The sequence below is a fragment of the Stappia indica genome (assembly GCF_001696535.1).
Classification (GTDB): Bacteria; Pseudomonadota; Alphaproteobacteria; order Rhizobiales; family Stappiaceae; genus Stappia; species Stappia indica.
Genome location: NZ_MBQE01000004.1, coordinates 341257 through 358149, shown reverse-complemented (window position 1 = coordinate 358149; position 16893 = coordinate 341257). Strand labels below are relative to the sequence as shown.

The following is a 16893-nucleotide window of genomic DNA, read 5'->3' as shown; positions in this document are numbered from 1 at the left end:
GACAGGAAATTACGAACGCCCCTGCCCCGGCACGACGCCGAGGACAGGGGCCGCCCGGTCAGTCCTTCAGCACGCCGTAAGCGACCGTGTACTCATCCGTGCGCGGGATGTACTTGAGGCCCTTGCGGCTCGCCCAGGTGTTGACCTGGTAGTGGATCGGGATGATCGCGAGATCGCCGATGGCCACTTCCGTCGCCTTGGCCAGCAGGCCGGCACGCTTCTCGTCGTCCACCTCGGACAGCGCGTCCTCGATCAGCTTGTCGACTTCCGGGTTGGAATAGCGGCCGCGATTGGCCGTCCCCATGCCCTTGTCATTGTCGAAGGTGGCGATCAGCGCACGCAGCGGCGAGGAGGCCTCGCCGGAACCGGCGCCCCAGCCGACGAGGATCAGCGAGAACTCGGGCAGGCCGTCCGCACCGGTGGAGGCACGGGTGAAGTAGACCGAACGCGGCATCGTCTCGACGGCCGTCTTGATGCCTGCGCGCGTCAGCATCTGTGCGATGGCCTCGGCGATCTTCGCATCGTTCAGGTAGCGGTCGTTCGGCCCGTGGATGGTCAGCTCGAAGCCGTCCGGCAGGCCCGCCTCGGCGAGCAGCGCCTTCGCGCCCTCCACGTCGTAGGCTTCAGCCTTCAGGTTCTCCGAAACGCCGAAGAAGCCTTCCGGCAGCAGCTGGCCGGCGGGAATCGCCAGCCCTTCCATGACGCGGTCGCGGATCAGCTCGCGCGAGATCGCCTTGGAGATCGCCTGGCGGACGCGCAGATCTTGCAGCGGGTTCTTGATGTCGCCACCGCCATTCGCCTTCACGAAGGGCGAGTTCTCGCGGAAATGGTCGAGGTGGAGATAGATGACGCGGTTGGAAACGCCCTGCGAGAGGACCACGTTGTCGCGGCCCTTCAGCGTCTCGATATCGGTCGTCGGCACGCCGTTGATGATGTCGACGTCGCCGGCAAGCAGCGCGGCAACGCGCGAGGGACCGGACTTGATCGGCTTCAGCGTGACCTTGTCCCAGATCGGCTTCTCGCCCCAGTAGTCCGGGTTGGCTTCCAGGACGATCCGGTCGCCAGGTACGTATTCGGCGAACTTGTAGGGGCCGGTGCCGGCAGCCGCCTCACCCGAGTTGAAGGCTTCGGTCGTGCCGTTGCAGCCGGTTTCGTTGGACACGATGGCGACGTTGCCGAGATCGTTGACCATTACCGGATAGGGAGCTTCCGTCTTCACGTGCACGGTGAAGTCGTCGATCTTCTCGAAGGTCTTGCCCTTGATGTAGGTATCGAAACCTGCTGGCGAGTTCGGCACGTTGGGCGCGCGCTCGAAGGTGCAGATGACGTCGTCGGCATTGAAGTCCGACCCGTCGTGGAACTTCACGCCCTCGCGCAGCTTGAACTCCCAGGTCGTGCTGTCGATCGGCTTCCACGACACCGCAAGGCCCGGCTTGAAGTTCTGCCGCTCATCCGGATTGGCGAGACGGTCGAACATCATGAAGCCGAGCTGATTGTTCGGCCCCAGATTGTGGAAATGCGGATCGATGGAGGTCGCCTCGGAATCGAGCCCGATCACGAGATCCTCGGCAGCTGCGGGCGCGGAGAAGGCGACAACGGCACATGCCGCCCCCATGAGCGCGCGCGCAAGCGGCGTCCTTGCAGACTTCATCAGGTAACTCCCCTCTGGATCCCCTCTGGATTTTTCCAGACGGGGCGGGATCGAGTGGTCCCCGTCGGCTGCCTTGTGTCGAGGTCGTTCGCCCCGCTGGCTTGTGGGAAAGGCTATTATGCGTTTATATGATCGACAATCGAAAAACGATAACCTAGACGCATAATTCTATTCCCATGACAAATACAGAGGTTACGGACGAGCCCCCTGCCCGGCAAGCCACCAACGGCCTAAATCGCAGCGGCCTGACGCTGCGCGAGCTGGAAGTGCTGCGGGCGGTCATCTCCGAAGGCAAGACGACGGCGGCGGCGCATCGGCTGGGAATCTCCCAACCGGCGGTCAGCCGTGCCATCGCCCAGCTCGAGGCGCGGCTCAACCGCCAGCTCTTCCACCGCAACGGCAACAAGATCCTGCCGACATCGGAAGGGCTTGCCTTCAACGAGCAGATCGAGCCGATCTTCGCGACGCTCGCGCGCCTCGATGCGGCGGAAACCGAGGACCTCAACGCCAAACGTCTGCGCATTGCGGCGCCGCCAACGCTCGCCCACCGGCTGATGACGCGGCTGATCCCGGGCTTCCTGAAGGAGAACCCGGAAGCCTCCGTGCACCTGGAAATCGGCATGTCGACGAACGTGACGGCGGCGGTCGCAGACGAGAATGCCGACCTCGGCATCAGCGACGGACGGATGCGTCATGACGGGCTGAAGATGTACCCGTTCCGCCACGCCATCGCCCATGCCGCGATCCCGGGGGACCACCGGCTGGCGGACAGGGACGAGATCGTTCCGGAAGACCTTGCCGGCGAATCCTTCATCGCACTGACCCGCCGCTTCCACCAGCGGAACGTCTACGACCGGATCTTCGCCGAGCGAGGCATCGAGCGGAAGATCCGGGCGGAGACGGCAACCAGCATCGCCATCTGCGAGCTCGTGCGCGAGGGAATGGGGATCGGACTGGTGAACCCGTTCCCGGTCAGCCTGCGCCCCCTGGACGGCGTCGTCTTCCGCCGCTTCTCGCCGCGGGTCGACTACCTCACCCAGTTCTTCGTCCCCGCCGGGCGCGTCTCGCCGATTGCCCAGCGCTTCATCGAACACGCGCGCCGCACCGTTCCGGTCGACGCCTACTCGCATCCGGCCTGACCCGGCCGCAAGGAAAGGACACCGCATGCTCCAGCCTGCTGCCCCGCGTTCGGCCGGCATCCTGAAGGACCTCGTCGGCTTCGACACGACGAGCCGTAACTCCAACCTCGCGCTGATTGCCCATGTGGAGGCGTTTTTCGCCGCACGCGGGATCGCCACGACGCGCGTGCCGGACGAGACCGGCGAGAAGGCAAACCTGATTGCCACCATCGGGCCGAAGGACGTTCCGGGCTACGTGCTGTCCGGGCATACCGACGTGGTACCGGTGGACGGCCAGAACTGGACCAGCGACGCCTTCACGCTGACCGAGCGCGACGGCCTGCTCTATGGGCGCGGCGCCTGCGACATGAAGGGCTTCCTCGCCTGTTGTCTTGCCAAGGTCGACGACATGCTGGCCCGCGATCTCGCCAAGCCGATCCACTTCGCCTTCTCCTATGACGAGGAAGTGGGCTGCAAGGGCGTGCCGAGCCTCATCGAGCGGCTTGTCGAGACCGTCGCCCTGCCGGAGGCCTGTTTCGTCGGCGAACCGACGGAAATGCAGGTGATCATCGGCCACAAGGCCAAGCGCTCGTACCGGGCCATCGTGACGGGCCGCACCTGCCACTCCTCGCTCGCCCCGCAGGGCGTCAACGCCATCGATCACGCCGCGCGGCTCATCCTCAAGGTCCGAGAGATGGGCATCGAGCTCGCCGAAGGGCCGAGCGACCCGCTCTACGACGTGCCGGTGACGACGGCGCATACGGGTACGGTTTCCGGTGGCATCGCGCTCAACATCGTGCCGGATCACTGCGAATTCGCCTTCGAGTTCCGGGTCCTGCCTGGCGAGGATGCCGACGCGCTTGTCGATGAGGTGATGCGCTTCGCCCGCGAGGAGATCGAGCCGGAGATGAAGGCGCGTGCCCCCGAGACCGGTATCGCCTTCGAGCAGATCTCCAGCTTCCCCGGCCTCGACACCTCGGCTGATGCCGACGTCACCCGCCTTGCAAAGCGGCTGGCCGAGCGCAACGACCACGCCAAGGTCGCCTACGGCACCGAAGGCGGCCGGTTCGTCGAGATCGCCGCGATCCCGACCGTGGTGATCGGCCCCGGCTCCATCGAACAGGCCCACAAGGCGGACGAGTTCATCGCCGTCTCGGAACTCGTCAAGTGCGAGGCCTTCCTTGACCGGCTGATCGAGGAAGCCGCTCGCTGAACCACGGATTTCTACCCACCTTCGCGAAGAGAAACGCCATGACCGCCAAAACTCCGCCTGTCGAGCTGTCGAAAACCGACATCACTCCCTACCGTGCCGGCAACACCGGTATCGAGGGCGTCACCACGTTCGACAGCGGGGTCGCCGGTCCGCACGTGGCCGTGACGGCCGTGGTGCATGGCAACGAGCTGTGCGGTCCCATCGCGCTGGACTGGCTGTTCCGCAAGGATATCCGCCCCGTGCGCGGCAAGCTGTCTCTCGCCTTCATCAACCTGGATGCCTACGACCGCTTCGACCCGGCCGATCCCTTTGCCTCGCGCTGGGCGGACGAGGACATGAACCGATTGTGGCAACCTGAAACGCTGGGCGGGGGCGAGACCCTGGAGCGTAAGCGTGCCAAGGAGCTGCGCCCCTTCATGGACGATGTCGACCTCTTGCTCGACATCCACTCGATGCAGAGCGCCACCGCGCCGCTCTACATCGCCGGCCCGCTGGCCAAGGGGCGCGCGCTTGCCCGTGCGGTGGAAACGCCGGCGCTGGTGGTCAGCGACGAAGGCCACGCGGCCGGAAAGCGGATGCGCGACTATGCCGGCTTCGGAGATCCGGCCAGCGACAAGAACGCGCTGCTGGTGGAATGCGGCCAGCACTGGGAGGCTGCCAGCGCCGATGTGGCACTGGAGACGACCCTCCGCTTCCTGCAGGTGACCGGTGCAGTGGCCGAAAACGCCTTTGCCGACGAGTTGGCGCGCTTCCCCGCCCCTGCGCCCCAGACCTTCATCGAGATCATCGAGCCGGTGACCATCATGACCGACACCTTCCGCTTCGTGGAGGACTATGTTGGTCAGGAGGTGATCGAGAAGGCCGGTACGGTGATCGCCCATGACGGCGACACGCCCGTGACCGTGCCGGAGGACCGCACGGTGCTGATCATGCCGAACCGGCGACCGGTCAAGGGTCAGACCGCGGTACGACTGGGCCGCTTCGTCGCCGGGGCATGAGCTTGGGCCGGCGACTTTCGCCGTTGCGGACGGCGTCGGCATGCGCTACTGACGAAAGCATGACGATGACGACGATGATCAACGGCTGGTGGTGGCGCTCCTGGTAACAGGCGGCGAACGACAGCGCGTGACGTAACGTCATTCGAGGAGTTTCACAAAGCCGCCGCGGGGTCCCGCCGGCGGCTTTGTCATGTCCGGCCGGGAGGACCGCGGACAGCGGAGGCAGGGAAGAGCGACATGCAGACAGGACGCGAAGAGACCTTCGTGACGAAGGGAGGCATCGGCATCAGCGTCGTGACGCGGGCCGCCGACTACGAGCAGGGCACCTCGCCCTGGATCGACCGGCTGGACGCAGAGCGCGGTGCGGTCTTCTCCTCTTCCTACGAATATCCCGGCCGCTATACCCGCTGGGACATGGCGCTGGTCAACCCGCCGATGGTGCTGGAATCGCGCGGGTCCGACGTGCGAGTCGAAGCGCTGAACGAGCGCGGGCTCCTGCTGCTGCCGGCCGTAGAGCGCAGCCTTGCCGCGCACGAGGACGTAGAGGGGTTCGTCCGCGACGGCGGGATGCTCACCTTGAGAGTGCGCCCGGCAACCCGTGCATTTTCCGAGGAAGAGCGCTCGCGCCAACCTTCCGTGTTTTCGGTGATCCGGGCGATCAACGCGTTGTTTGCCTGCGACGACGGGCATCTCGGCCTTTACGGTGCCTTCGGCTACGACCTCGCCTTCCAGTTCGAGCCCATCGAACTGGTGCTCGACCGCCCCGACGACCAACGCGACGTGGTGCTTTATCTGCCCGACGAAATCCTCCTGGTCGACCACTACGGCCGCAAGGCGCATGTGCGCTGCTACGACTTCGAGGTGGATGGGGTCAGCACCGCCGAGCTGCCGCGCGGCGGCAAGAAGGAGGCCTATCGCCCGGCCAACGAGGATCCCGGACGCGGCGATCATGTTCCCGGCGAATATGCAAAGCTGGTGGATGCCGCCAAGGACTACTTCCGGCGCGGCGACCTGTTCGAGACGGTTCCCGGCCAGGTGTTCTACGAGGCCTGTCCGGCCCCTCCCTCCGCGGTCAGTCGCCGGCTGACGGAGATCAATCCTTCCCCCTACGGCTTCTTCATCAATCTGGGCAATGCCGAGTATCTCGTCGGCGCAAGCCCGGAGATGTATGTGCGCGTGTCCGGCGGACGGCGCGTGGAGACATGCCCGATCTCCGGCACCATCCGGCGCGGCCGCAATGCCATCGAGGACGAGGCACAGATCCGCAAGCTGCTGAACTCGGCCAAGGACGAGGCCGAGCTGACCATGTGCTCGGATGTCGACCGCAACGACAAGAGCCGCATCTGCGTGCCGGGCTCTGTCCGGGTGATCGGCCGGCGCCAGATCGAGATGTATTCCCGCCTGATCCATACGGTCGACCATATCGAGGGCATCCTGCGCGACGATCTCGACGCGCTCGACGCATTCCTGTCGCACACCTGGGCAGTGACAGTGACCGGCGCGCCGAAGCGGTGGGCGATGGAGTTCATCGAGCGCCACGAGAAGAGCCCGCGCGCCTGGTATGGTGGTGCCATCGGCGCGATCCTGTTCAACGGAGACATGAACACCGGCCTAACGCTGCGTACCGTGCGCATCAAGGACGGCGTCGCGCAGATCCGCGCCGGCGCAACACTGCTTTACGACAGCGTTCCGGAGGAGGAAGAGGCCGAGACCGAGCTGAAGGCGGAGGCGATGCGCGCCGCCGTGCGCGAGGCGGGGCTTGCCCGCGAGCGCAAGCTCGATCCGATGGCCGCCCAGCCTGGCAAGGGACTGAAGATCCTGCTCGTCGACCACGAGGACAGCTTCGTCCACACGCTCGCCAATTACTTCCGCCAGACAGGCGCGGAGGTCGCGACCTACCGTTCTCCCGTGGCCGACAGCGTGTTTCACGATGTCGCGCCGGACCTGGTGGTGCTGTCGCCCGGCCCCGGCAGCCCGAAGGACTTCGACTGCGCGGCAACCATCGGCCGGGCGCGGGCGCACGGGCTGCCGATCTTCGGCGTCTGCCTCGGCCTGCAGGCACTGACGGAGGCCTATGGCGGCGAACTCGCCCAGCTCGCCATCCCCATGCACGGCAAGCCGTCACCGGTCTCCTTTACCGAAGGTTCGATGCTCTTCGACGGGTTGGCCTCCCCGGTTACGGTCGGGCGCTATCACTCGCTGCACGCGCAGAAGGAAAAGCTGCCGGCCGGCTTCCGGATCACATCGGAGACCGAGGACGGGGTGATCATGGCCATCGAGCATGAGAGCGAGCCGGTCGCGGCGGTGCAGTTCCATCCCGAGTCGATCATGTCGCTCGATCAGGATGCCGGCCACCGCATCATCCAGAATGTGGTGACCCGCCTCGCCCGGCAGACGCCGCAGGCGATGGCTGCCGCCAGCTGATCGGCGGCAAATACCTAAAGGCGGGCGCGGTATCACCGCGCCCGTTTTCGTCTATTCAGCGGCCTCTGCCGCAGCAGTCCTGCCGAGACAGGCTTCGTTGTTACGCATCTTCAGCTTGTGCGACACTTCGACGATGGCGCGGATCGCCGGCAGCAGCTCGGCCCCGAGATCCGTCAGCGAATACTCAACCGACGGCGGTGATGTCGGGCGGACGGCACGTGCCACCACACCCTTCTTCTCCAGATCCCTGAGCCGGACGGTCAGCACCTTTGCCGAGACGGCCGGAATGTCGTGACGCAGCTCGGAGAACCGGCGCGAACCGGCGGCCAGGCACCAGATGACGTTCGGCGTCCAGGCGCCCTTCAGGATCTCCATGCAATGGCTGAGCGGACAGCCCCGCGGCGGCGGCGGGCTCTGGTTCTTTCGGATCTTGAGGGCCATGTCTGCCTTCCTGGAAAAGTCGGTTCCGACCTTCGCCCGCCTTTGGCGCACCGGGGTGCGGACCAACAGGTTACCAGTCGGAAATCTCATTTTCCCGTAACACAAGGTTTGCAGGTTTACAAAGGTAACCAAAGCTTCCTAGATGCCCGTGACGCGGAAAACGACCGCAACAACTCGCCCCGATCCGGACGCAACCGGACGGCCAGCCATACGGGAGCACCGACACGATGAAGCTCTACTACAAGCCGGGCGCCTGCTCGCTCGCCACGCATATCGTCCTCAACGAGCTGCGTCTTTCGTTCGACGTCGAGAGCGTCGACACGGCTGCAAAGAAGACCGCCGGCGGGCGCGACTTCCTCGAGATCAACCCGGACGGCTATGTGCCCGCGCTGGAGCTGGACAATGGCAACGTGCTGACCGAAGGCGCCGCGATCCTGCAGTACCTGGCGGACCAGCACCCGGCATCCGAGCTGGCGCCGGCACCCGGTTCCTGGGAGCGCACGCAGTTGCACCAGCACCTGAATTTCATCTCCGCCGAGCTGCACAAGTCCTTCGGACCGCTGTTCCAGGGAGCGGAAGGTGCTGCGCGCGAGGCGGCGGTCGAGAAGGCCCTCAAGCGGATTGCACATTTCGAGCCGATCTTTGCTGATGGCCGCTCCTACCTCATGGGCGAGACGTTCTCGGTGGCTGACGCCTATCTCTTCACCGTGCTGAACTGGACCGGCTTCGTCGGCATCTCGCTGGACGAGTTCCCGAACGTGAAGGCCTTCGAGGCCCGCGCCGGGGCCCGCACGGCTACCCGCCATGCGCTGGAGCGCGAAGGCCTGCTCAAAGCCGCCTGAAGAAGCTGCTTCCTGCGTGAGATACGGAAACGGCGGGCGGGCAGTCCGTCCGCCGCTTCCGGCAAGACCACAACCGGAGCCTTCAAATGACATCCAGCGAAACGGCGGACTTCGCCGCGATCCTAGATCTATGCGGGCACTATCACGATGCCCTGCATCGCAGCGATGCGGAGCTGCTGGGCAGCCTGTTCCACGACAATGCCCTCTATGCGGCGACGACCGACGGCGATATCCGCTTCTGGACCATGGACCACTATCTGCCGATCGTTGCCGACCGCCCCTCACCCGCCTCGCGCGGCGAGCCTGCGGACGGGGAAGTCGTATCGGTCACCTTCGCCGGCCGCCATGCGGCACTGGCTCAGGTGCGCAGCTCCATCGGCGAGCGCTTCTTCACCGACTTCCTGTCGCTGGTAAAGATCGACGGCCGCTGGCTGATCGCCGCCAAGGTGTTCGACTACGTCACCCGGCCGCGCAGCACCGAAGACGGGTTGCGCCGCTAGTTGCGGCCGAGCAGCGGTGCCAGCGCCTCGACCAGGGCCGGCGAAAGCGTTTCGGCGCCGCGCACCGTCAGATGATTGGAATCGAAGTAGAGCGGCTCGCCCTCCGCGGCGATCCGGCAACCCTCACCGGCGCCGCATAGCGGGTCGATCGGATCGATCACACGCCAGTTGTGGCGCGCTGCAGCTCGCTCCAGCGCGGCGCGCGTAGACTGCTGGCGAACCAGTGCAGAGCCACGCTTAGGCCCGACAGGCTCTGCAAAGCCGAAACGATCCGACACGGCGATTGCCGAGGGCACATTGATGCCCGGCTCGGGTACCGTGTGAACCAGGATCACCGGAATTCCTGCCTGAGCGAACCGAGCTGCGAGAGCCTCGGCCGCTGCCTCAAGCGCGTTCAAACGCTCAAGCCGCTGTGAAGCCGAAAGGGGCGGTGCAAAGCGAAGGTCCACGCCCGTACCGCCCTCGGCGATGAGCGTCCAGCGAGCAGCAAGGATCACGGCATCGGGACGGGCGGTCACGATCTCGTCCAGTACCCGTGCCGTGAATTGCTGGCAGGTGCCGTCCGGCTCGGAGCCCACGATACGCGGATCCACCAGCGGCGGGCATCCGGCCTTGGCCACCAGAAGTCCGCCTGTGCCGAGTTCTGTCAGTGCGGCATCAGCACCCGGCGCCAGGGCGGCGGCGTGGGAATCGCCCCAAAGCACCACCCTTGCACTCCCCTCGCTTGCCCCCAGTCGGCAGACGCTGTCCGGCTGGCCGCGCTCGGCAAGAGTAAAGTCCTCCTCGCGCCAGCGACTCATGCAGGCAAGGCGGTCGCTGGTGCGCCATTCCTCGTTCGCCGCCATCAGCCCCGCCACATGCGGTGGGATGCGCTGCGGCAAACCGTCGGTCGCCTCCACCACCGCAGTGATCGCCAGCGTTGCCAGCGACAGCCCGGCGAAAAGACCGAAGGCGCGTAGTGCCCCCTTGTGCCGCCAGCCCCGGACAGGCTGTTCGACAAAGCGCCAGGTCGCTGCCGAAAGAGCCGCCATCAACAAAACGAGGGAGACCGTTGTCGCCGGCGCAGCGGGGTCAAAGCCCAGAGTGCGGGCGAAGGCGATTACCGGCCAGTGCCAGAGGTAGAGGGAATAGGAGACAAGACCGATGCCGATGCAGACCGGCCAGCGCAGGACGGAGGTGATACGTGGCTGGGCTCCGGTGCCGGACAGAATGACCAGCCCGGCCCCGACACACGGCAGCAGCGCCCAGCCGCCGGGATACGCCAATCCGTCCGACAGAAGAACGAAGGAGGCAGCGATCAGCGCAAGCCCAAGGCCTCCGGCGACTTCTCGAGCGGCGGGTGAAAGCCCGGCACCGGCTCCCGATACGGCGAGCAGCGCGCCGATCATCAGCTCGAAGGCGCGCGTGTGCGGCATGAAGAAGCCTGCCCGCGGCGCCAGTACGGCCATGGCGATGCTGGCGGCGAGCGAAACGGCGCCCAGCACCAGAACCAGCAACAGAGCCTTGCGTGCGGACGCACCGGCAAAGCGCACAAGCAGCATCAGAAGCAGCGGGAAGACGACGTAGAACTGTTCCTCGACCGCCAGCGACCAGAGATGCAGCAGGTGATCCTGCTCGGAGGCCTGGTCGAAATAGTCGACCCGCTGGGCGAACCAGAAGTTGGCCGCAAAGAGCACGGATGCCCGCGCCGACATGGAGAAGGCGTCGAACTCCACCGGCATCAGCACCACAGCCCCGACGAGGAAGCTTGCGGCAAGCACCAGATAATAGGCCGGCACGATGCGCAGGATGCGGCGCTGGTAGAAGGTCCTGAGCGTGAAACGTCCGGCAGCAAGTTCAGACCAGACGATGCCGGTGATCAGGTAACCCGAGATGACGAAGAAGATGTCGACGCCGGCAAAGCCGCCGGGCAGCCAGTCCGCGTTGAGGTGGAACACCACCACCGACAGGACGGCCACGGCGCGAAGGCCATCAATATCCGGTCGGTAGGCAGCAGGTGTCACGGCGGCGGACGCGTCCCGTTCGTTGATCGACTGTCTATTTCACAAGGTGCGAAGCGGCACAAGCGCGGGCTCAAAAGCCTTTGAAGCTGGCGATGTCGTCAAGCGGAACGCGCTCGCTCCTCCAACGGTTGACCTGCGCATCCGCATCCGCATGCCCAAGCGCAATGGCGCAGAACAACATGTGTTCCGGGTCGGGCCGCAGATGGCGCGCCAACAGCCCGTGCCACTGTGCCCAGGCTTCCTGGGCACAGGTATGCAGCCCGTGCGCGCGAGCGGCCAGCATCACCGACTGCAGGAACATGCCGCAGTCGGCCCATTGCGGCGGGCCCATCGAGCGGTCGAGATAGACGAAAAGACCGACAGGTGCACCGAAGAGGCGGAAATTCTGGCGGAACTGGCGGCCGCGGCCCGCCTTGTCCTCGCGGGACACGCCGAGCGCCGCATAGAGCGCTTCCCCTGCACCGAACCTGCGGGAAGCGTAGGGTTCCTTCAGGTCCGCCGGATAGATGCGATACTCCGGCGTCTCGCCGCGCGGCATCTCCTGCATCGTCGCCTCGACGTCAGCCAGAAGCTCGGCCAACGGATTGCCGGTCAGCGCATGGACATGCCAGGGCTGAAGATTGCCGCCCGACGGCGCGCGTCCGGCGGCAACAAGGATCTCCCGAACGGTACCCTCCGGCACCGCATCGGGGCGGAAGGCACGGCAGGAATAGCGGCTGTCGAGCGCGTCGAGAACATTCATCGCAAGGTGCGTCCGGCGGCAGGGTGGCGAAGGAGGGCCACCCTGCCCTTGCCGTACGATGCAATCAAGAGGTCTTGCGGAACGGCGGGGCCGCTCACACCGGTACGATCGCCGTTCCCTCGATCTCGACCTTCGCCTCCGGCTCGACCAGCGCGACCACCTGCACCACGGCCATGGCCGGATAGTTGCGACCCATGACCGCGCGGTAGACCGGGCCGAGTTCCTTCAGGCATTCCCGGTAGGCGTCGATGTCCGTGACGTACCAGGTCAGCCGGGCGATGTGCTCCGGACCACCGCCCGCCGCGCCCACGACCGCTACGACGTTTTCAAGCGTCTGGCGGATCTGGCCGAGGAAGTCGGGCGGGAAGACGCCATCCGGTGTCCAGCCGATCTGGCCGCCGGTCAGCACCATCCGCCCCTCGCCGGCCATGCCGTTGGCATAGCCTCTCGGGGTCGGCCAACCTTCCGGCTGCAGGGCCGCGAGCGGCGAAGGAACGGAGGCACGCGCAGGCATCGCGGCGGCGGTGTCGGCTGTCTTGCTCATTGGGTCTTCCAGGTCCCGATCTTCAATTGTTCGCGTTCACGACGCGGCGGATCTTGCGGCCGGCGGTTCGCCCTCTCCGGCCGCCAGCTCGCGCAGCGCGAAACGCTGCAGCTTGCCGGTTTCGGTGCGCGGCAGCGCAGTGACGAATTCGATGGCGCGCGGATACTTGTACGGAGCGAGCTCCGCCTTGATGTAGTCCTGCAGCGTCTTGACCAGGGCTGCATCACCGGTGACGCCCGGCTTCAGCACCACATAGGCCTTGACGATACGGCCACGATCCGGGTCCGGGGCGCCCACGACACCGCATTCGGCAACTGCCGGGTGGGCGAGCATCGTGCCTTCCACCTCCGGGCCGGCGATGTTGTAGCCTGCCGATACGATCATGTCGTCGGAGCGGGCCTGGTACCAGAAGTAACCGTCGGCATCGCGGATGTAGGTATCGCCCGTCACGTTCCAGCCGTCGATCACATAGGCGGTCTGGCGGTCGTCGGCGAGATAGCGGCAACCGGTAGGCCCGCGCACGGCGAGCCGCCCAGGCATGCCGTCCGACACCTCCTTGCCGTCGGCCCCGATGACCTTCGCCTCATACCCGGGCACGGGCTTGCCGGTTGCACCAGGGCGCACCTCGTCCTCGCGCGCAGCAATGAAGATGTGCAGCATCTCAGTCGCGCCGATGCCATCGAGAATGCGGATGCCGGTCGCCGCCTGCCAGTCGTCCCAGGTCGCCTTGGGCAGCGCCTCTCCGGCCGACACGCATTTGCGCAAGGAGGAAAGATCCGCATCGCCCTTCTTGGCAAGGATCGCGCGATAAGCGGTCGGTGCGGTGAACATCACCGTCGGCCGCATCTCCGGGATCGCCTTCAGCAGATCGTCAGGGCCGGCCCGCTCCAGCAGGATGGCCGTCGCGCCGACGCGGAAGGGAAACAGGACAAGACCGCCGAGGCCGAAGGTAAAGGCGAGCGGCGGCGAGCCGATGAACACGTCGCTTTCCTGCGGGCGCAGCACTTCGCGCGAATAGCAGTCGCAGATCGCCAGCATGTCGCGGTGGAAGTGCATCGTCGCCTTCGGAACGCCCGTCGTGCCGGAGGTGAAGCCGAGCAGGCAGACATCGTCCGCGGCGGTATCGCAGGCCGTGAAGTCCGGCGAGGCGGCTTCCATGCGGCGCTCCAGCGAGCCTTCATCGCCGCTGCCGGCATAAAGGATCGTCGTCAGCCGGTCGGTGCGGTCGCGGGTCAGCTCCATCTCTTCGGCAAGGCGATGATCGCAGACGGCGAGCGACAGCTCGGCCTTGTCCACGATGACCGCGAGTTCCTTGGCACGCAGCAGCGGCATGGTGGCGACAACGATACCGCCAGCCTTCAGGATCGCGAAGTAGACCGCCGTCATCATCGGCGTATTGGGAAAGCGCAGGAGCACGCGGTTGCCCGGCTGCAGGCCGAAATCGGCCACCAGCACATTGGCGATCCGGTTCACCTTTTCGGCGAGTTCGCCGTAGGTCCAGCGCTCCGTCGGGGAAACAAGCGCCAGCTTGTCGCCGCGGCCTTCCGCGACGTTCTTGTCGATCAACTCGACTGCACAGTTCATCCGCTCGGGATAGCCGAGCTTCTCCAGATTGATGAAGTCGGGCCAGAGCTCACGCGGTGGCAGATTGTCCGCCGCGAAGGTGTCGGTGTGGGCTGAGCGGGCCATTCGGCACTCCTGTGGAAGGTTGGGGCGGCCGGTTTCCGGCGCGTTTTATGGTCGTCATTCGGCCGCAGCCGCGGAGGAGCGGCGAGCGGCATGGTCGGCGATCGCCTGACGCGCGATCACGATCTTCTGGATTTCGGTTGCGCCCTCGTAGATGCGCAGCGCACGGACATCGCGGTAGAGTTCTTCCATCTTGCAGCCGACGCGCACGCCGTGGCCGCCATGGAGCTGGACCGCGCGGTCCACCACCTTCTGGGCATTCTCGGTCGCCACCATCTTGGCCAGCGCCGCTTCGCGGGTCACCCGCGGCGCGCCCATATCCTTGGCCCAGGCGGCGCGATAGACCAGCAGCGCGGCGGCATCGACGTCGGCGACCATGTCGGCGAGCGCACCTTGGGTCAGTTGCAGATCGGCCAGCGGCGCCCCGAAGAGCTGACGGCTGGTGGTGTGCTCCAGTGTGTCGGCCAGTGCCCGCCGCGCAAAGCCCAGCGCGGCTGCGCCAACGGTCGAGCGGAAGATGTCGAGCGTCGCCATCGCGACCTTGAAGCCCTCGCCCGGCCGGCCGAGACGTGCAGAAACCGGCACGCGAACGCCGTCGAAGGCCAGGGTAGCCAGCGGATGCGGCGCCACGGTGTCGATGCGCTCCTTGACCGAGAACCCGGCCGCATCGGCATCCACCACGAAGGCCGACAATCCACGGGCGCCCGGCGCCTCGCCGGTGCGGGCGAAAACGACGTAGTGGTCTGCGATGCCGCCGTTCGAGATCCACGTCTTCTCGCCGGTGATGCGGACATGATCCGGCCCGTCGGCCTCTGCTACGGTGGCGAGGGCCGCCACATCCGACCCGGCCTCGGGTTCGGACAGGCCGAAGGCCGCGATCTTCTCGCCGCGCATGACCGGCGGCAGGTAGCGGTCCTTCAGCTCGTCAGAGCCGGCAAGCGTGATCGAACCCGTGCCGAGCCCCTGCATGGCGAAGGCAAAATCGGCGAGGCCGTTGTAGCGGGCCAGCGTTTCCCGGGCGATGCACAGGCTGCGGACGTCTAGCCGCTCGTGCAGGCCGCCATGGGACGCGGGCACGGCGGCGCGCAGCAGGCCGGCTTTTCCGAGCGCAGCGACCAGCTGCCGGCAGGATCCATCGACGTCGTGATGATCGGCAAGGCCGGCGACCTCGGCCGCGGCAAAGGCCTCCACACGTGCGGCGAAGGCCCGATGCCCATCGTCGAAAAACGGCCAGTCGAGAAAGCTCAGGTCGGTCATCGAATCCTCCTCCTCAACGCCCGCGCGTCAATTCCCCTCGAAGACAGGCTTCTGCTTCGCGGCAAAGGCCTCGAAGGCGCGGCGGTAGTCCTCGGTCTTCATGCAGACCGCCTGCGCCAGCGCCTCGGCCTCGATGGCCTGGTCGACCGACATGTCCCACTCCATGTGAAGCATGCGCTTGGTCATGGCATTGGCGAAGGTCGGGCCCGCGGACAGGCTGTCGGCGAGCGTCTTCGCCTCCTCGAGCACGGCTTCGGGCGCAGCCAGTCGGTTGAAGAAGCCCCAGCGTTCGGCCTCCTCGCCGCTCATGACGCGGCCGGTGTAAAGAAGCTCCGAGGCACGTCCCTGGCCAATGATCCTCGGCAGGATGGCGCAGGCGCCCATGTCGCAGCCGGCAAGGCCCACCCGGTTGAACAGGAACGCGACCTTGGCACCCGCTGTGCCGACGCGCAGGTCCGATGCCATGGCAACGATGGCCCCAGCGCCGACGCAGATGCCGTCGATGGCCGCTACGATGGGCTGAGGGCATGCACGCATCGCCTTGACCAGTTCACCGGTCATACGGGTGAACTGCAGCAGCCCCGGCATGTCGCGCGACAGGAGCGGCTCGATGATTTCGAAGACGTCGCCGCCCGAGCAGAAATTGCCGCCGGCGCCGGTCACGACCACCGTCTTCACTTCCTCGTCGAACTGCAAAGCGCGGAACAGGTCGCGCAGCTCCGCATAAGAATGGAAGGTGAGCGGATTCTTGCGCTCCGGCCGGTTCAGCGTGATCACCGCCGTCTTGCCGTCCACATCGAGACGGAAATGGGTCGGCCGATACTCCCGCACGGGCAGCGTGATCGAATAGGTCTCCTGCGCGCCGGCGGGCGGGGCGGAAACGGCGGCATCAGCCATTGGACGGCTCCTTGTCGGTGGAAGTCGTTGTGCGTGTCGGGTCAGCGGCGGTGCGTGCCGATGCCTTGGCCCGGCCCAGCAACCGCATCAGGTCGTCGATGTCTGCATCGGAAAGATCAGCGAACAGATCGCCGATCCATTCGCCATGGGCATGCGCCATCGCCTCGAAGCCGGAGCGCCCTTCCGGCGTAAGACTGACGAGCGCCGAGCGCCGGTCGCCCGGCGCGGGGCGCCGCTCGACAAGACCATCCTGGACGAGACGCTCGACAAGACCGGTGACATTGCCGGCCGAGACCATCATACGTCGCGACAGATCGCCGAGCGTCAGCCCCTTCGGCGCCTTTTCCAGCTGCGCCATCAGGTCGAAACGCGGCAGTGTCACGTCGAACTCGCCGCGAAGTCGCGAGCGGATTTCGCTTTCGATCAGGTTCGTCAGGGTCAGCAGGCGCAGCCAGAGGCGCAGTTCGGCACGATGGTCGTCCCCGTGCACGCGGGTCTCCGCGTCGAGCAGGATCGCGGCGGCGTCCGCCCCGCCTTCCGTCATGCCGGCTTTTCCACTCTCGTCCATCTGCCTGCC

15 protein-coding genes are annotated in these 16893 nt (G+C 66.1%); 6 read left to right on the top strand and 9 right to left on the bottom strand.

Going from position 1 to position 16893, the window contains the following annotated elements:
• Nucleotides 1–58: 58 nt before the first annotated feature.
• Nucleotides 59–1651 carry an ABC transporter substrate-binding protein gene (locus BBX35_RS15980; RefSeq protein WP_067222046.1) on the bottom strand — a complete coding sequence of 531 codons (1593 nt, stop codon included), beginning with the start codon at nt 1649–1651 and terminating at the stop codon, nt 59–61.
• Nucleotides 1652–1827: 176 nt separating this feature from the next.
• Between BBX35_RS15980 and BBX35_RS15975 the strand changes: the two genes are divergently transcribed.
• The 4 genes from BBX35_RS15975 to BBX35_RS15960 all read left to right on the top strand — a co-directional run bounded on the left by BBX35_RS15975 (nt 1828) and on the right by BBX35_RS15960 (nt 7404).
• Nucleotides 1828–2790, top strand: a complete 963-nt coding sequence (locus BBX35_RS15975; RefSeq protein ID WP_083206365.1) for a LysR family transcriptional regulator — start codon at nt 1828–1830, stop codon at nt 2788–2790.
• Nucleotides 2791–2815: 25 nt separating this feature from the next.
• Nucleotides 2816–3982 carry an acetylornithine deacetylase gene (argE, locus tag BBX35_RS15970; protein WP_067222044.1) on the top strand — a complete coding sequence of 389 codons (1167 nt, stop codon included), beginning with the start codon at nt 2816–2818 and terminating at the stop codon, nt 3980–3982.
• A gap of 38 nt (nt 3983–4020) precedes the next feature.
• Nucleotides 4021–4980 (top strand): M14 family metallopeptidase, encoded by a 960-nt coding sequence (locus BBX35_RS15965; RefSeq protein ID WP_067222042.1) that lies wholly within the window; start codon nt 4021–4023, stop codon nt 4978–4980.
• Nucleotides 4981–5217: 237 nt separating this feature from the next.
• Nucleotides 5218–7404, top strand: a complete 2187-nt coding sequence (locus BBX35_RS15960) for an anthranilate synthase (RefSeq protein ID WP_067222041.1) — start codon at nt 5218–5220, stop codon at nt 7402–7404.
• A gap of 51 nt (nt 7405–7455) precedes the next feature.
• Here BBX35_RS15960 and BBX35_RS15955 read toward each other — a convergent pair whose 3' ends face one another.
• The gene (locus BBX35_RS15955; protein WP_067222039.1) at nt 7456–7845 is read right to left on the bottom strand and encodes a winged helix-turn-helix transcriptional regulator; all 390 of its coding nucleotides are present in this window, start codon (nt 7843–7845) and stop codon (nt 7456–7458) included.
• A gap of 227 nt (nt 7846–8072) precedes the next feature.
• Here BBX35_RS15955 and gstA point away from each other — a divergent pair, with 227 nt between their 5' ends.
• Together gstA and BBX35_RS15945 are read left to right on the top strand one after the other, a co-directional pair.
• A complete protein-coding gene (gene gstA / locus BBX35_RS15950; RefSeq protein WP_067222038.1) occupies nt 8073–8687 on the top strand; it encodes a glutathione transferase GstA in 615 nt (204 codons plus the stop codon).
• 86 nt (nt 8688–8773) lie between these two features.
• Nucleotides 8774–9187 carry a nuclear transport factor 2 family protein gene (locus BBX35_RS15945; RefSeq protein WP_067222036.1) on the top strand — a complete coding sequence of 138 codons (414 nt, stop codon included), beginning with the start codon at nt 8774–8776 and terminating at the stop codon, nt 9185–9187.
• On the opposite strand, the gene BBX35_RS15940 is transcribed toward BBX35_RS15945, so the two are convergent.
• The 7 genes from BBX35_RS15940 to BBX35_RS15910 form a co-directional block, all read right to left on the bottom strand.
• A complete protein-coding gene (locus BBX35_RS15940) occupies nt 9184–11190 on the bottom strand; it encodes an acyltransferase family protein (protein ID WP_171901471.1) in 2007 nt (668 codons plus the stop codon). The two genes, BBX35_RS15945 and BBX35_RS15940, sit on opposite strands and share 4 nt — an antisense overlap.
• Before the next feature lie 70 nt (nt 11191–11260).
• Nucleotides 11261–11932 carry a nitroreductase gene (locus BBX35_RS15935; RefSeq protein ID WP_067222033.1) on the bottom strand — a complete coding sequence of 224 codons (672 nt, stop codon included), beginning with the start codon at nt 11930–11932 and terminating at the stop codon, nt 11261–11263.
• A 94-nt stretch (nt 11933–12026) separates the two neighbouring features.
• The gene (locus BBX35_RS15930; protein ID WP_083206363.1) at nt 12027–12476 is read right to left on the bottom strand and encodes a RidA family protein; all 450 of its coding nucleotides are present in this window, start codon (nt 12474–12476) and stop codon (nt 12027–12029) included.
• A 36-nt stretch (nt 12477–12512) separates the two neighbouring features.
• On the bottom strand, nt 12513–14165 hold the full coding sequence (locus tag BBX35_RS15925) for a benzoate-CoA ligase family protein (RefSeq protein ID WP_067222031.1): 1653 nt from the start codon (nt 14163–14165) through the stop codon (nt 12513–12515).
• Nucleotides 14166–14219: 54 nt separating this feature from the next.
• Nucleotides 14220–15419, bottom strand: a complete 1200-nt coding sequence (locus BBX35_RS15920; protein WP_067222030.1) for an acyl-CoA dehydrogenase family protein — start codon at nt 15417–15419, stop codon at nt 14220–14222.
• 27 nt (nt 15420–15446) lie between these two features.
• A complete protein-coding gene (locus tag BBX35_RS15915) occupies nt 15447–16316 on the bottom strand; it encodes an enoyl-CoA hydratase family protein (RefSeq protein WP_067222028.1) in 870 nt (289 codons plus the stop codon).
• Nucleotides 16309–16884: a MarR family winged helix-turn-helix transcriptional regulator gene (locus BBX35_RS15910; protein ID WP_244271644.1), complete on the bottom strand. Its 576-nt coding sequence runs from the start codon at nt 16882–16884 to the stop codon at nt 16309–16311. Before BBX35_RS15910 ends, BBX35_RS15915 begins: the two co-directional genes overlap by 8 nt.
• Nucleotides 16885–16893 lie beyond the last annotated feature (9 nt).

Excerpts from the sequence above, each read along its gene's own strand:
- BBX35_RS15960 (WP_067222041.1), top strand. The coding sequence starts at position 5,218 with ATGCAGACAGGACGCGAAGAGACCTTCGTGACGAAGGGAGGCATCGGC.
- BBX35_RS15965 (WP_067222042.1), top strand. The coding sequence starts at position 4,021 with ATGACCGCCAAAACTCCGCCTGTCGAGCTGTCGAAAACCGACATCACT.
- BBX35_RS15910 (WP_244271644.1), bottom strand. The coding sequence starts at position 16,884 with ATGGACGAGAGTGGAAAAGCCGGCATGACGGAAGGCGGGGCGGACGCC.
- BBX35_RS15945 (WP_067222036.1), top strand. The coding sequence starts at position 8,774 with ATGACATCCAGCGAAACGGCGGACTTCGCCGCGATCCTAGATCTATGC.
- BBX35_RS15915 (WP_067222028.1), bottom strand. The coding sequence starts at position 16,316 with ATGGCTGATGCCGCCGTTTCCGCCCCGCCCGCCGGCGCGCAGGAGACC.
- argE (WP_067222044.1), top strand. The coding sequence starts at position 2,816 with ATGCTCCAGCCTGCTGCCCCGCGTTCGGCCGGCATCCTGAAGGACCTC.
- BBX35_RS15975 (WP_083206365.1), top strand. The coding sequence starts at position 1,828 with ATGACAAATACAGAGGTTACGGACGAGCCCCCTGCCCGGCAAGCCACC.
- BBX35_RS15980 (WP_067222046.1), bottom strand. The coding sequence starts at position 1,651 with ATGAAGTCTGCAAGGACGCCGCTTGCGCGCGCGCTCATGGGGGCGGCA.
- BBX35_RS15930 (WP_083206363.1), bottom strand. The coding sequence starts at position 12,476 with ATGAGCAAGACAGCCGACACCGCCGCCGCGATGCCTGCGCGTGCCTCC.
- BBX35_RS15925 (WP_067222031.1), bottom strand. The coding sequence starts at position 14,165 with ATGGCCCGCTCAGCCCACACCGACACCTTCGCGGCGGACAATCTGCCA.
- BBX35_RS15935 (WP_067222033.1), bottom strand. The coding sequence starts at position 11,932 with ATGAATGTTCTCGACGCGCTCGACAGCCGCTATTCCTGCCGTGCCTTC.
- BBX35_RS15920 (WP_067222030.1), bottom strand. The coding sequence starts at position 15,419 with ATGACCGACCTGAGCTTTCTCGACTGGCCGTTTTTCGACGATGGGCAT.
- BBX35_RS15955 (WP_067222039.1), bottom strand. The coding sequence starts at position 7,845 with ATGGCCCTCAAGATCCGAAAGAACCAGAGCCCGCCGCCGCCGCGGGGC.
- gstA (WP_067222038.1), top strand. The coding sequence starts at position 8,073 with ATGAAGCTCTACTACAAGCCGGGCGCCTGCTCGCTCGCCACGCATATC.